The 14379-nt window shown below is 66.2% G+C and carries 15 protein-coding genes; 5 read left to right on the plus strand and 10 right to left on the minus strand.

Going from position 1 to position 14379, the window contains the following annotated elements; all coding sequences use genetic code 11:
* The first annotated feature begins 120 nt into the window (after positions 1-120).
* Together C8P66_RS12875 and C8P66_RS12880 are read left to right on the plus strand one after the other, a co-directional pair.
* Positions 121-1140 carry a sensor domain-containing diguanylate cyclase gene (locus C8P66_RS12875; RefSeq protein WP_111398672.1) on the plus strand — a complete coding sequence of 340 codons (1020 nt, stop codon included), beginning with the start codon at positions 121-123 and terminating at the stop codon, positions 1138-1140.
* Between the two features lie 116 nt (positions 1141-1256).
* The gene (locus C8P66_RS12880) at positions 1257-2291 is read left to right on the plus strand and encodes an aspartate-semialdehyde dehydrogenase (RefSeq protein ID WP_111398673.1); all 1035 of its coding nucleotides are present in this window, start codon (positions 1257-1259) and stop codon (positions 2289-2291) included.
* A 4-nt stretch (positions 2292-2295) separates the two neighbouring features.
* Here the strand turns inward: C8P66_RS12880 and C8P66_RS12885 are convergent, their stop codons facing one another.
* The 10 genes from C8P66_RS12885 to C8P66_RS12930 form a co-directional block, all read right to left on the minus strand.
* Complete coding sequence (locus tag C8P66_RS12885; protein ID WP_111398674.1) at positions 2296-3066, minus strand: ABC transporter ATP-binding protein; 771 nt, start codon at positions 3064-3066, stop codon at positions 2296-2298.
* Entirely contained in the window at positions 3066-3839 is a 774-nt protein-coding gene (locus tag C8P66_RS12890; RefSeq protein ID WP_211314131.1) for an ABC transporter permease, read from the minus strand. The genes C8P66_RS12885 and C8P66_RS12890 overlap by 1 nt, the downstream gene beginning before the upstream one ends.
* 9 nt (positions 3840-3848) lie before the next feature.
* On the minus strand, positions 3849-4811 hold the full coding sequence (locus C8P66_RS12895) for an ABC transporter substrate-binding protein (RefSeq protein ID WP_111398675.1): 963 nt from the start codon (positions 4809-4811) through the stop codon (positions 3849-3851).
* 61 nt (positions 4812-4872) lie between these two features.
* Positions 4873-5094, minus strand: a complete 222-nt coding sequence (locus tag C8P66_RS12900; RefSeq protein ID WP_111398676.1) for a hypothetical protein — start codon at positions 5092-5094, stop codon at positions 4873-4875.
* Positions 5095-5257: 163 nt separating this feature from the next.
* Positions 5258-6925: an MFS transporter gene (locus C8P66_RS12905; RefSeq protein ID WP_111398677.1), complete on the minus strand. Its 1668-nt coding sequence runs from the start codon at positions 6923-6925 to the stop codon at positions 5258-5260.
* Positions 6926-7199: 274 nt separating this feature from the next.
* A complete protein-coding gene (locus C8P66_RS12910) occupies positions 7200-7598 on the minus strand; it encodes a MarR family transcriptional regulator (protein ID WP_111398678.1) in 399 nt (132 codons plus the stop codon).
* A gap of 146 nt (positions 7599-7744) precedes the next feature.
* Positions 7745-9247, minus strand: a complete 1503-nt coding sequence (locus C8P66_RS12915; protein ID WP_245903490.1) for a leucyl aminopeptidase family protein — start codon at positions 9245-9247, stop codon at positions 7745-7747.
* 36 nt (positions 9248-9283) lie between these two features.
* Positions 9284-10042, minus strand: a complete 759-nt coding sequence (locus tag C8P66_RS12920; RefSeq protein WP_111398680.1) for an SGNH/GDSL hydrolase family protein — start codon at positions 10040-10042, stop codon at positions 9284-9286.
* Between the two features lie 58 nt (positions 10043-10100).
* Complete coding sequence (locus tag C8P66_RS12925; protein WP_111398681.1) at positions 10101-10547, minus strand: MaoC/PaaZ C-terminal domain-containing protein; 447 nt, start codon at positions 10545-10547, stop codon at positions 10101-10103.
* On the minus strand, positions 10547-11434 hold the full coding sequence (locus C8P66_RS12930; protein WP_111398682.1) for an alpha/beta fold hydrolase: 888 nt from the start codon (positions 11432-11434) through the stop codon (positions 10547-10549). The genes C8P66_RS12925 and C8P66_RS12930 overlap by 1 nt, the downstream gene beginning before the upstream one ends.
* A 155-nt stretch (positions 11435-11589) precedes the next feature.
* Between C8P66_RS12930 and C8P66_RS12935 the strand changes: the two genes are divergently transcribed.
* Genes C8P66_RS12935 through sufC form a run of 3 tightly spaced genes read left to right on the plus strand, consistent with a single transcriptional unit; the run spans position 11590 to position 14255 of the window.
* Entirely contained in the window at positions 11590-12039 is a 450-nt protein-coding gene (locus C8P66_RS12935) for an SUF system Fe-S cluster assembly regulator (RefSeq protein ID WP_111398683.1), read from the plus strand.
* A 12-nt stretch (positions 12040-12051) separates the two neighbouring features.
* On the plus strand, positions 12052-13506 hold the full coding sequence (sufB, locus tag C8P66_RS12940) for a Fe-S cluster assembly protein SufB (RefSeq protein ID WP_111398684.1): 1455 nt from the start codon (positions 12052-12054) through the stop codon (positions 13504-13506).
* Positions 13506-14255, plus strand: coding sequence for a Fe-S cluster assembly ATPase SufC (sufC, locus tag C8P66_RS12945; RefSeq protein ID WP_111398685.1), 750 nt, complete (start codon positions 13506-13508; stop codon positions 14253-14255). Before sufB ends, sufC begins: the two co-directional genes overlap by 1 nt.
* Positions 14256-14379 lie beyond the last annotated feature (124 nt).

Genomic DNA, 14379 nt, shown 5'->3' on the forward strand with positions numbered 1-14379 from the left:
TTTTGCGCAATTTCATCATCTTATGAATTTAGACCGATTTGATGTGAGGCGTCCTTTTCTTGCCTGAGACCATCAGTCTCAGGTACAATTACACGTTAATAATCAATAAAGCTGCTGCCGATGCTCTCTCTCCCTGGTATTCTTAAAAAAGTATTTGGAATCCGTACTGATCGGTCGCTCCGCGGCCCCGCGGCCACGGCGCCAGTCCCCAAGGAGGAGAATCTCTTTCAGGTGCTGGCGGACCATAGTGCCGACTTGATCGTACGGCTCGGGCCGGACCATGTGGCGAGGTATGTCTCGCCCTCCTCGCTGCGCATTCTCGGCTGGACGCCGGAAGAAATGGTTGGGCAGTCCCCGGAGAATTTCGTTCTGGCGGAAGATATTCCGGTCATGGCCGCCGCAGTCGGCCGCATCGTGGCCGGGGAAGCCGAGACCGGTACTGGCGTGGTCCGCATGCTGCGCAAGGACGGCTCTGCCGTCTGGACCGAAGGCAGCCTTCGCATGATCCGTGATCCTGTCACGGGCGCGCCTGGCGACCTTGTCGTCATCGTGCGCGACATCACGGACCGCAAAGCTCTGGAAGACAAGCTTACCGCCCTGGCAATGACGGATGGGCTGACCGGTCTGATGAACCGGCGTGCCTTTGACCAGGCATTGGAACGTGAATGGCAGCGCACCTTGCGCGAGGGCACGCAGATGTCCTTGCTGCTGCTGGACCTCGACCACTTCAAGATGTTCAACGATCACTACGGTCATCAGGTGGGCGACGATTGCCTGCGCGCCGTGGCTGCCGCCGTGCAGAAGAATATGCGCCGCCCTGGCGATGTCGCGGCCCGTTATGGCGGGGAGGAGCTCGCCGTGATTTTGCCCAATACCGATGCCACCGGGGCCGTCCAGGTTGCAGGACAGCTGCGGTTGGCGGTTGAGGTGCTGCACCTGCCCCAATTGCCCAGTGCAGAGCATGGCGACTGGCTGACGGTAAGCATCGGCGCTGCCACGGTGCTGTGCCGGGAGGGAGGCAGGATGCAGATGCCGGAAGCCTTGCTCGCGGCGGCGGATGCCGCGCTCTACCGGGCCAAGCGCGACGGGCGCAACTGTGTGGCGAACACTCTGCTGCTGGCGACCGGAGAGCGCTCCTAGGGCAGGATCGCTTTGCGATGCTGCCGGGGGGATGCTGCCTTGCGCCGCCGTTCCTTGCGGTTGGCGGCCAATTCGCCTAATCGCCGCAGTCATTCTTCGGATCAAGGATCAGGAACATGGGCTACAGGATCGCGGTCATGGGCGCCACCGGGGCGGTCGGGCGCGAGACGATCAAGACGCTCGCCGAACGGGGTTTCCCCGCCAGCGAGGTCATCGCCTTGGCTTCCGCCCGCTCGGTTGGGCAGGAGATTTCCTATGGCGAGAAAACGATCCTGAAGGTCCGCAACCTCGACACCTTTGATTTCACCGGTACGGATCTGGTCTTCGGCGCCGCTGGCGCCTCGGTCTCGGCGATCCATGCTCCCCGCGCCGCCGCGGCCGGTGCCATTGTGATCGACAAGACCAGCCAGTTCCGCATGGAGCCGGACGTCCCTTTGATCGTGCCCGAGGTGAACCCGCATCACCTCTCCCAGGTGCGCCGCCGCGGCATCATCGCGGTGCCGAACTGCTCGACCATCCAGATGGTGCTGGCGCTGAAGCCGCTGCATCAGATCGCGCGCATCAAGCGCGTCGTCGTCTCGACCTACCAGGCGGTTTCGGGCGCCGGCAAGGAAGCGATGGATGAGCTGTTCAACCAGACCCGCGGCGTCTACGTGAACGACCCGCCGACGGTTGAGCAGTTCACCAAGCCGATCGCCTTCAACTGCATCCCGCACATCGATTCCTTCATGGCCGATGGCCAGACCAAGGAAGAGTGGAAGATGGCGGTCGAGACCCGGAAGATTCTGGACCCGGATATCAAGGTCATCGCGACCTGCGTCCGCGTGCCCGTCTTCATCGGCCATGCCGAAGCGATCAACGTCGAGTTCGAGACGGCGATCACCGAGAAGCAGGCCTGGGATGCCTGGCGTGGGCAGGAAGGCCTGACCGTGCTCGACCACCGCGAGGATGGCGGCTACGCGACCCAGACCGAGACCGCCGGCGAAGACCCGGTCTTCGTCTCCCGCCTGCGTCGTGATCCGACGGTGGAACACGGCCTGGTCTTCTGGTGCGTCGCCGACAATCTGCGGAAGGGTGCGGCGCTGAACGCCGTCCAGATCGCGGAGCTTCTGGTCAAGGAAGGCATGCTGGGGAAGAAGAAGGCAGCGTAAGCCTTCAGGCCTCGGCTGAGCGGCGGACTTCCTCCCGGATGTCCGCCATCAGCCTGGCCTTCAGCGCCGCGAATTCCGGTGAGGTTTTGACGGTCCAGTCGCGCGGATAGGGCAAAGGCACCGGCACCTCGGCCTTGATCCGACCCGGCCGCGCCGAGATGACCAGCACGCGCGAGGCGAGGAAGACCGCCTCGTCGATGTCATGCGTGACAAAGAGCACGGTCTTGCGGTCCGCCTCCCAGATCTCCAGCAGCAACTCCTGCATCAATTCGCGGGTCTGGTGGTCCAGCGCGCCGAAAGGCTCGTCCAGCAGCAGCATTTCGGGGTCATTCGCCAGGGCGCGCGCCAAGGCGCAGCGCTGCTGCATGCCGCCCGAAAGCTGCTTGGGCCAGTGGTTCTCAAACCCTGTGAGGCCGGTGCGGGCGATGAAGCGGGCGGCGATCTCCCGCTGTTCGGCCTCCGGCCGGCCGGCCTCGCGCAGGCCGAAGCGGATGTTCTGCTCGACCGTCAGCCAGGGAAACAGCGTGTAGGACTGGAACACCATGCCGCGTTCCGGCCCCGGGCCGGTGACGGGGGTGGCGTCCAGGGCGACCGTGCCCGCGGTCGGCCGGTCCAGCCCCGCGACGATCCGCAGCAAGGTCGATTTGCCGCAGCCGGATGGGCCGAGGACGGCGACGAACTCGCCCGGCGCCACGGTCAGGTCGACCGGCTGCAAGGCCAGCATATCGCCAAAACTGCGGGTGACGCCCTGGATATGCAGGGTCTTATCCGACATCAGATCACCGCCCAGGGAAACAGCCGGCGGTTCAGCGCCTTCACCAGCACATCGGTGACGAGTCCGATCAGCCCGATCATCACGATGCCGAAGATCATCTGCCCGGTGTCGAGCAGCCTCTGGCTGTCCATGATCATATGGCCGATGCCCGATTGCGCGCCGATCAGCTCGGCCACGATCACATAGGTCCAGGCCCAGCCGAGCACGAGCCGAAGCGTCTCCGCCACCTGCGGTGCCGCCGAGGGGATGATCACCCGGAATACCACGCCCCAGGAGCGTGCGCCCAAGGTGCTCGCCGCCTCCACCAGATCGCGGCGGGTGGCGGCGGCGATGACGGCCACCATGATGATGATCTGGAACACGCTGCCGATGAAGATCACCGCCAGCTTCTGGGCCTCATCCACCCCGGCCCAGAGGATCAGCAGCGGGATGAAGGCAGAGGCCGGCAGGTAGCGCGCGAAGGAGACGAAGGGTTCGAGAAAGGCCTCGACGGATTTGAACGCGCCCATCGCTAGCCCGACCGGCACCGCGATGGCGGCGGCGATCAGGAAGCCGCAGACGACCCGGAACACGGTGATCGCGATGTCGCCGATAAAATTGAATTCGGTGAACAGCGACCAACCCGCCACCAGGGTCGCCCCCGGCGAGGCCAGGAACAGCGGCGGCACCATCCCGCCATAGGTGATCGCCGCCCAGGCAGCGACGAACACCACGAAGAAGCCGATCCCGAGCAGCAGCCGTGCTGCGCGGGAGACCGGGGCGAGAGGTGTCACCCGCCCTCGTCAGCCGCGGATGAAGCGGTCGTCAAACAGCTTGGAGACATCGACATCGGCGCGCAGCACGCCGGTCTCGCGCTGCACGGTATGCGCCTTGCGGGCGAAATCGAGCAGGCCACTGCCGAAATACGCGCGGTTCTTCGCCTGATCCTGCCATTCGATGTATTGCGCGGAGGCCCCGAAGGCCTCGGCATTCTGGTTCACCCGCTTGCCCATGATCTCATTGGCGCGGGCGCTCTCGCGCTGGATCATTTCCAGCGCCTGCCACCAGGAGGCGACGAGGCGGCGCACCGCATCGGTATTCGCGGCGATGAAGGCGGGCTGGAAGGCCAGCGTATCGACGACGCAGGCGTAGTCGATCGTCGTCGCCAGGATCTTGCCGGTCGGCCCCATGGCGCGGACCTGGGAGAGGTAGGGCTCATAGGTCGAGCAGCCGTCGAACTGCCCGGCGACGAAGGCCTGGGCTGCGGGCTGCGGCGCCAGGGTCGGTGTCTGCACATCGCGGATGCTGAGCCCGTTCTCGCGCAGCATATAGGCCAGCACGAAGTAGGGGGTGGTCCCGGCGCCATCGACGGCGATGGACTTGCCCTTCATGTCGGCCCAGCCGCTGATCGCCGGCCGCACCGCAACGCCATCGCCGCCGCGTGACTTGTCGAGCACCAGAACCTGTACCAGCGGGATCGCGCTGGCCCATTGGATCATGGTGTCCACGGTGGTGACGACGCAGTTGAGCGCGCCCGAGGCCAGCGCCAGGTTGCGCTCCCGCTGCGGCACGAAGCGGGTTTCGACATCCAGCCCATTGGCGCGGAAGATGCCGGCCTCCTGCGCCAAGGTCAGGGGGGCGAAGCCGGTCCAGCCGCTCATCCCGATGGTGATCTTGGGCGCCGTCTGTGCGTGCAGCAAAACGGGGCTGGCCAGGACGCTGGCGGTCGCGGCGGCGGAGCCGGCGAGGATGGTGCGGCGAAGCATCGGCAGGGTCTCCCGGAAATCACGGTGACGTTACGCGGTCGCGGGCTTCGCCGCCAAGTGTCTAGCGACCGCCGCCGGTCACGGCGCCGATCACCGCGCCACCAGCGCCGCCCAGGACCGCGCCCGTCACCAATGAGCCGCCGGTGACGGCACCCAGGACCGCACCACCCGCCGCACCGATGGCGCCGCCGGAGAGGGCGCGCTGCTGGGTGCGCGACATGTTCTCGCAACCAGCAAGAAGAAGCGTGATGAGGGCAAGGCTGGCGAACAGGCGGGAGGTCATGTGCGGGTTCCGATGCTGTGCGGGCCGGGGCGGGGCCCGGCCGAGCGGGAACCATGGTCCGCGATTGCGGCGCGGATGCGACTGCCGGACATGCAAACGGCGCCGGGGTTGCCCCCGGCGCCGTCGCCATCTGGTTACGCTACCGGCTACCGGCTACCGGCTATCAGCTGCGGACGCGGGCCGGCTGGGTATAATGCGTGGTCACGTCATCCGCGAAGATGTCGCGCTTGTAGGTCTCGGGCACGAAGAAGATGCCGATGACCACCGTCCCAAGCGCCACCACCACCGGGTACCACAGCCCGTAATAGACATCGCCGGTCTGGGCGATCATCGCGAAGGCGGTCGCCGGCAACAGGCCGCCGAACCAGCCATTGCCGATGTGATAGGGCAGCGACATCGAGGTGTAGCGGATGCGGGTGGGGAACAACTCGACCAACGCCGCCGCGATCGGGCCATAGACTGCCGTCACATACAGCACCATCACCGTCATGATGAGGATCAGCAGCGCCGGCTGGGCGCGGAAGATGTCGAATGGGTGCGACATCTTCACGACGGTCGGGTTGGACGCCGAGGGATAGCCCGCGGCGGTCAGGGCCGTGGACAACTCGCCCGCGAAGGTCGGCGTGCCCGCCAGGATGGGCGTTCCGCTGGCGATCCGCACCGCGGCCTGGGTGCCGACCGGCACCTCCTCCACCAGATAGTTCACCGAGGCCCGGGCCAGCGCCGCCTTGGCGACGTCGCAGGGCTTGGTGAAGGTGACCGTCCCGGTCGGGTTGAACTGGAAGGAGCAATCGGCCGGGTTGGCGAGGACGCGGACCGCGATGTTCTCATGCGCCGCGGCCAAAGCGGGGTTCGCTTCCTTGCTGAGCATGTGGAACAGCGGGAAGTAGGTCAGCGCCGCGATCAGGCAGCCGCCGAGGATGATCGGCTTGCGACCGATCTTATCCGAGAGCCAGCCGAACAGGACGAAGCCGCCGGAGCCGAGCACGAGCGACCATGCGACCAGCATGTTGGTCGTGAAGCCATCGACCTTCAGCACCGCACCGAGGAAGAACAGCACGTAGAACTGGCCAGTGTACCAGACCACCGCCTGCCCCGCGACGAGGCCGAGCAGGGCGAAGATCGCGATCTTGGCGTTCTTCCACTGCCCGAAGGCCTCGCTGATCGGCGCCTTGGAACCGGTACCCTCTTCCTTCATTTTTTTGAAGGCGGGGCTTTCGTTCATCTGCAACCGGATCCAGACCGAGATGCCGAGCAGGAAGACCGAAACCAGGAAGGGCACGCGCCAGCCCCAGGCTGCGAAGGCCTCATCGCCCACGGCGACGCGGGTCAGCAGGATCACCAGCAGCGACATGAACAGGCCGGCCGTCGCGGTGATCTGGATGAAGGAGGTGTAGAAGCCGCGGCGCCCATTCGGCGCGTGCTCGGCGACATAGGTCGCGGCCCCGCCGTATTCGCCACCAAGGGCCAGACCCTGCAGCAGGCGCAAGCCGATCAGGATGACGGGCGCGAGGATGCCGATGCTGGCCGAGGTGGGCAGGATGCCGACGAGGAAGGTCGAGGTGCCCATGATCACGATGGTGACCAGGAAGGTGTATTTTCGCCCAACGAGGTCGCCAAGCCGGCCGAACACCAGCGCGCCGAAGGGGCGAACCAGGAAGCCCGCGGCAAAGGCCAGGAGCGCGAAGACGTTCCGCGTCGCCTCTGGGTACATGCCGAAGAAATTGGCGCCAATAATGGCGGCCAGTGACCCATACAGATAGAAATCATACCATTCGAAAACGGTACCGAGCGACGAGGCCAGAATGACCTTCCGCTCTTCCTTGGTCATGGGGGCCGTCTTTGCCCCGCTCGACGTTGTTGCCGACATGAGCCGGTCTCTCCCCGTAATTCGTTGCAATCGCTGGCCGCAAACGATGCGGCAGCGCGTGCTTGATCACCCGTCAAGATGTCGAGCCAACCAAGCATATCCATGCGTGGCTTACGTCAAGCAAGACGAAACGTGATCTGCACCGAATTATCCCGCGAACGGGGAGAGATTTGCGGCCGCCAATGGCCGTCGCAATGGCCGGCGAGGCGTCCGGGAGGGCCCGGACGCCTTGAAATCAGCCGGCCTTGCGCTGCTTCGATTCGCTATTGGCCGGGGTGAGGCCAGCGGTGCGGATGGAGGCCTCGGCCTCGGCCATCGTCGAGCGGATTTCGCGCAGCAGGGCGGCGCCCTTCACGGTGCGCTGGACGAGCACGCTGCGGCGATCGGCCGGATCGGTCTTGCGGCGGGCGAGATCGAGATCACCGAGGCGATCGAGCGCACGGGTGATCGCCGGCTTGGACACGTTGAGCTGTCCGGCCAGGCCACGGACCGTGTGCGGCCCTTCGTTGAGGTACACTGTCAGCAATACGGCCTGCTGGCGCGCGGACAAATCGGGACCATCACGGCGCACCAGGGCGACGGTGGTTTCGCGCAGGATGCTGACGAGCTGTTCGGCGGTGAGATATGCGGGCATTACATGAAAATCCTTTTCTGTCAGGGCGGCTCTCTGGCCGCCGCAAAGTCGTCGCTCCCCAGGAATGGTGGGGCGATAAAAACTGGCCGGCCCGACGGGAACCCCGGGACGAGGTCCGCTCGGGTCGTTGCGACCAGTTGGCCGGATCAGTGCGTTATCAACGCATCCGGCCGTGGTTTCGTTGCACCAAATTGGCGAACGAGGGCAGCGAGTCCATCCCGCAGCCCACGCATAGCCTGACACTCCCCGCCTTCAGGCCGCCCGGGCCGGCTTTGGTCGTTCCAGGCATACACGTCGAGATGCGCCCAAGGCACATCCGAAGGCACGAACCGCCGCAGAAATAATGCGGCCACGACGGCACCCGCCATCGGCCTCGTTGCGACATTGACCAAATCTGCCACAGGGCTGTCCAGCCACGAACCGTAACTTTCATGTATCGGCAGGCGCCACACCGCATCGTGAGCGGCCATCCCTGAGTTACAGAAGGCCGCAGCGACCGATTCATCATCCGAGAACAGTGCTGGCAGGTCGGGGCCGAGCGCGACCCGGGCGGCGCCAGTCAGCGTCGCGGCATCAAGGATCAGCGCCGGCGCCTGTTCGGCGGCATAGGTGAGCAGATCCGCGAGAACAAGGCGTCCTTCGGCATCGGTATTACCAACTTCGACCGTCAACCCCTTGCGGGTGCGCAGGATATCTCCCGGACGGAACGATAGCGGGCCGACACTGTTTTCGACCGCGCCGACGAGCAAAAGCAGCCGCACCGGCATGCGCGCGGTCATGATCGATTCGGCCAGTGCGATCATGATCGCGGCCCCGCCCATGTCCTTCTTCATGCGGCGCATGCCCTCGGCGGGCTTGAGGTCCAGCCCCCCGGTATCGAAGCACACCCCCTTGCCGCACAGGGCGACCAGCGGATGCGCGGGATCGCCCCAGCGCAGCACCGCCACGCGGGGCTCACGGCCCGAGGCGGCGGCGAGGCCCACGGCGCGCAGCGCCGGGAAGCCGGCGGCCAGGGCCTCGCCCTCGATAATGCCGGTGGTGGCGCCATGCGTCGCGCCCAGCGCCAGCACGGCCGCGGCCAGCTCAGCCGGGCCGCAATCCGCGGCGGGGGTGTTGATGAGGTCGCGGGCGCGGCAGATGGCGCGGGCGGTGGCGATCGCCGGCTCGGCTTCGGCGGGCGGAAGCAGCCGCGCGGGATGATATGGGCCGCTGCGGAAGCGGCGGAAGCGATAGGCGCCGAGCAGCCAGCCAAGCGTCGCCGCCTGGGGATCCGCGCCGGCGCCAAGATGCCAGCAGGACCCTTCCGGCAGCGCCAGGGGCAGCGCGCCATAGGCCCACGGGCTATCCGGCGCCTGCTCCCCCAGTCCAAGCACCGCAGCGGAAACGCCATCGGCCGTCGGTAGCAGGGCAATCTGCTGCGCCCGGGCCTTGAAGCCGCTGGCACGGAGGAATTCGGCCTGCTCCGGCGCAAGTCCGCCCAGCCAGGCCTCGAGGCCGGCGGGCGCGACAACATGCACGGGACGACTAGGGGTAAGGGCGGCGGCAAGCCCGTCCAATTGCGTATCCATTCTGATTGCTGGGCCAGAAGAATACGGCGACGGGCCTTCAGTGGGAAGGTCGAGATGCCGCTTTGAAGGTGTACAGGACAAGATCTTTTCTTGAGCAACTCACGGCCGGTGGAGTCGTCAGCGGCTGCTCGTGGCCAAGGTCGCGGCATGCGCCCGCGGTACGCCATCGATCATCGCTTCCGCAACGGCGGCAGAGAGGCAGGCATAGCCGCGATCATTATGATGCAGCCCGTCGGGGATCAGCATGGCCTCGGGGGGCGCGCCACGCGCCGTCCAGGCATCCATCAGAGCACCGCGGGGGAACAGCGCGACCCCCGGCAGGTCGGCAAGGTCGGCGAGGACTTGGTCGAAGGCAGCCCGCTCCGGTGCTGCGCGGGCCCAGGCGCCACGCTGGCTGTCCATCAGCAGCACATCCACGCCGGCGGCGCGCGCCTGGTCGACGCCGGCTGTGATCATCTCGCGGAAGCGGAGCGGCGAGTTGCGGCGCAGCGCGCCATTCACCCCCACCTGCCAGATTAGCAGCGTCGGATGCAGGGAGAGCGCATCGGATTCCAGCCTTTGCAGCATCTCGGAGGCATCCTGACCGCTGACGCCCTTGTTGATGACCTCGATCTCCTGGCCTGGCAGGGCCGCCCGCAGATCGGCCTCCAACTGCGCCGGATAGGTCGCACCCCGGCTGCTGGCGCCGACACCCTCGGTGGAGGAGGAGCCCAGGGCCACGATCCGCAGCGGCCGCCCCGCCGCCAGTGCCGCGGCGACACTGGGCAGGCGCAGCACCGGCATGGCGGCCTGAGGACAATCCAACGGGCCCGCCATGGCGGGTCGCGTCAGGGCGAGGAGCAGCCCCAGGAGGGGCAGGAGGGAAGGGCGGGTCAAGGCGAGATCGACCTTAGCAAGCGTCGGGCCGCGGGCAACAGCCCATTTCCGGGCGGCCTCATCGCTTCAGGAAATGCGTCCCCGTCGCGTCCAGCACCACCACCCCATCGGCAATGCGGGTGGCGAGGTAGCGCAGCCGTGCCACGCCCAGCGCGGGGCGGCTCGCTGATGGCCGGACGTCCAGCACCTCGACCCGCACCGCCACCTCCTCATCCGGGCGCAGGGCGGCGGGCCATTTCACATCCATCTGGTTGCCGCCGAGGGAGATCTCGCTGATCAGCCCCGAGGCGATCACATGGCCGAAAACTGCCGAAAGCGTGTGCAGGCCAGAGGCGACCAGGGTGCGGAACAGGCTCGTCGCCGCCGCCGCCTCGTCCAGGTGGAAGGGCTGGGCATCATAGCGCGAGGCGAATGCGACAATCTCCGCCAGCGACAGCGACAGGGTGCCGAGCTCGAAGCTCTGCCCCGGCGCCAGATCGTCGAGCGAGGCGAGGCGGGCGACCATCAGCGCGGCCCCGCCTTGATGATCCCGCCCGCTAGGGTCGCCGGGTTCCGCAGCGGCCAGCGCCCGGCATCGACCATGGTCACGAAGTCCAGCACCGCGGCGTTGAAGGCGGCGGGCTCCTCCAGGTTCATGGTGTGCCCGCAATGCGGCAGCACCATCAGCGCCGCGGAGGAGATGGTGCGCTTGAGGAACAGGGCGGGCTCCAGGGTGGGCTCGTCCTCATCGCCGGCGATGATGAGGGTCGGCACCGTCATGGCGCGGAACCCGGCCTCAAGGTCCAGCAGGGCGGGGCGCTCGCGCTGCACCGCCATCATGGTGTTGACGCTGCCGAGGGTGGAATGTCCGGCAAGCTGCGCCACGAATTCGGCGAAGCCGCGCGGGTCCTTCCGCTCGTGCTGCAGCCGGGTCGGGCCATGGGCATAGATCGGGGCGAAGTGGCCCATGCCCTCGCCGCGCATGCGGGTGGCGGTGGTCTCGACCTCGGCACGGAACTGCTCGCGCTTGCCGGGGGCGGCGCCATAGCCGACGCCGGCGGCGACCAGGCTGCGGGCCAGTTCCGGGTAGCGCAGGCCCAGATGCAGGGTCGCGAAGGCGCCCATGGAGAGGCCCACGACATGCGCGGGCGCCAGGTCCAGCCCCTTGATGACCGCCGCGACATCATCCGTCGCCCGATCCTGGCCGTAGGAAGCGGGGCTTTCGGGCACATCCGAGGGCGGATAGCCGCGGGCCGAAAAGGCGATGCAGCGGTAGCGGCGGGCGAAGAAGCGCAGCTGCGGCTCCCAGGAGCGGGCGTCGCCCGCGAATTCATGGACGAACACCATAGGCGCGCCGCTGCCGACATCCTCATAATGCAGCCGGACGCCATCATCGGTGGTGACATGGGGCATGGGTCGTCCTCCTGCGTTGCGGCGGCGCATCCTGTTCGCGCTGGCAGGGCTCGGCAAGCCGGTCGGGGTCCTTGACGAAGCGGGGGGGCAAGCGCATTTGAGATCGCATAGAGGACCGTACTGGTCCTGTATGATGATCGAGAGGGGTCCCATCGTTGTTGCGTCTGTCGAAACTGGCGGATTATGCGGTGGTCGTGCTCACCCGGCTGGAAGAATCCGGCGGCGCCGCCTCCGCTCCCGGCCTGTCGGTCGCGACCGGGATTGCCGAGCCGACCGTCGCCAAGGTGCTGAAAACCCTGGCCCAGGCCAATCTGGTGATCGGGACGCGTGGCGCCCAGGGTGGCTACCGCCTTGTGCGCCCCCTCTGCGCGGTGCCGATCTCGGAGGTGATTGTCGCGGTCGACGGTCCCATCGCCCTGACCGCCTGCGTCGATGGCGCGGTCGGGGCCTGCGATGCCGAGGCGACCTGCCCGGTGCGCGGCCGTTGGGATCCGGTAAATGACGCGATCCGCTCCGCCCTCTCCGCGATCACTTTGGCTGACCTGAAGCGCCCCGCGCGCCAGCCGAAAACCCCTTCCCCCGTGGCCGCCTTGGCCGCCGAGTAGGACAGATACGATATGGCCGCCGTCGCCGAGACCCTCGACACCGTCCAGACCGTCACAGATGGCGGCTACAAGTGGGGGTTCGAAACCGAAATCGAGATGGACTTCGCCCCCAAGGGGCTGAACGAGGACATCGTGCGTTTCATCAGCGCCAAAAAAGAGGAGCCGCAATGGCTGCTCGACTGGCGGCTGAAGGCCTTCGCGCTGTGGAAGACGATGGTGGAGCCGAACTGGGCCGCCGTCGGCTACCCGCCGATCGATTACCAGGACGCCTTCTACTACGCGGCACCCAAGAACAAGGTCGTACCGAAGAGCCTGGATGAGGTCGATCCCGAGCTGCTGCGGACCTATGAGAAGCTGGGCATTCCGCTGCGCGAGCAGGAGCGGCTGCAGAACATCGCCGTCGATGCGGTGTTCGACAGCGTCAGCGTGGCCACGACCTTCAAGGACCGGCTGCACAAGGAAGGCATCATCTTCTGCCCGATCAGCGAGGCGGTGCGCGACCACCCCGAGCTGGTCCAGAAATACCTCGGCAGCGTGGTGCCGCAGGGCGATAATTTCTTCGCGGCGCTGAACAGCGCTGTCTTCACCGATGGCAGCTTCGTCTACATCCCGAAGGGCGTGCGCTGCCCGATGGAGCTGTCCACCTATTTCCGCATCAACGCCAAGAGCACCGGCCAGTTCGAACGCACGCTGATCATCGCCGATGCGGGCTCCAAGGTCTCCTATCTGGAAGGCTGCACCGCGCCGATGCGCGATGAGAACCAGCTGCATGCCGCGGTGGTCGAGCTGGTGGCGATGGAAGATGCCAGCATCAAATACAGCACGGTGCAGAACTGGTACCCCGGCGACGCCGAGGGCCGCGGCGGCATCTACAACTTCGTGACCAAGCGCGCCGCCTGCCGTGGCGCCCGCAGCAAGGTCTCCTGGACTCAGGTCGAGACCGGCAGCGCCATCACCTGGAAATATCCATCCTGCATCCTGCAGGGCGATGATTCGGTGGGCGAGTTCTACTCGGTGGCGATCACCAACAACCGCCAGCAGGCCGATACCGGGACGAAGATGTTCCATATCGGCAAGAACACGAAGTCCACCATCGTGTCCAAGGGCATCTCGGCCGGGCGCGGCCAGAACACCTATCGCGGGCTGGTGCGGATCGGGGCCAAGGCCACGGGCGCGCGCAATTACACGCAATGCGACAGCCTGCTGATCGGCGACCAGTGCGGCGCGCATACCGTGCCCTATATCGAAAACCGCTGCATGACGGCCAAGGTCGAGCATGAGGCGACCACCAGCCGCATCGCCGAGGACCAGCTGTTCTATTGCCGTCAGCGCGGCATGACGCAGGAAGACGCGGTGGGCCTGATCGTGAATGGGTTTTGCCGCGAGGTGTTGAAGGAGCTGCCGATGGAATTCGCCGTCGAGGCCCAGAAGCTCTTGCAGATCTCTCTTGAAGGAAGTGTTGGCTGATGTTGCGGATCGAGAATCTTGTTGTCGAGGTTGAAGGCAAGCGGATCCTGGATGGGCTGCATCTGACGGTCCCCTCCGGCGAGGTGCATGCCATCATGGGCCCCAATGGCTCGGGCAAATCGACCCTGTCCTATGTGCTGGCCGGCCGCGAAGGCTATGAGGTCATCGATGGCAGCGTCGAGTTCGACGGCCAGGACCTGCTGGCCATGGAGCCGGAGCTGCGCGCGACCAGCGGGTTGTTCCTGGCCTTCCAGAGCCCGGTCGAGCTGCCCGGCGTCGGCAATGCGACCTTCCTGCGCACCGCGCTGAACGCGATCCGTCGCGGCCGTGGCGAGAGCGAACTGGACGCCATGCAGTTCCTGAAAGTCGTGCGCGGCAAGATGACCGCGCTCGGCATGAAGGACGAGATGCTGAAGCGCGGCGTCAACGAAGGCTTTTCGGGTGGCGAGAAGAAGCGCAACGAGATGCTGCAGATGGCACTGCTGGAGCCGAAGTTCGCGATCTTGGACGAGACCGACAGCGGGCTCGACATCGATGCGCTGAAGCTGGTCGCCGATACGGTGAATTCCATGCGCAACCCGGGCTTCTCAGCGCTGGTCATCACCCATTACCAGCGCCTGCTGGACCATATCGTGCCCGACCGGGTGCATGTCCTGTCGCGCGGGCGGATCATCACCTCCGGAGGCCCGGAACTCGCCCACAAGCTGGAAGCGGAAGGCTATGCCGGCGTGGTGAAGGCGGCAGCCTAATGGCTCAGTCAAGCGGCCATTTTGAATCTGGTCTGGAAGGGCGTGCGGTTTTGCACGACGGCCCAGAGCACGTTCACGCGGCGTCTTGCGAGGGCGATGACGGCCTGATGGTGGCGTTTTCCTT

The organism is Humitalea rosea (assembly GCF_003253705.1).
Taxonomy (GTDB): domain Bacteria; phylum Pseudomonadota; class Alphaproteobacteria; order Acetobacterales; family Acetobacteraceae; genus Humitalea; species Humitalea rosea.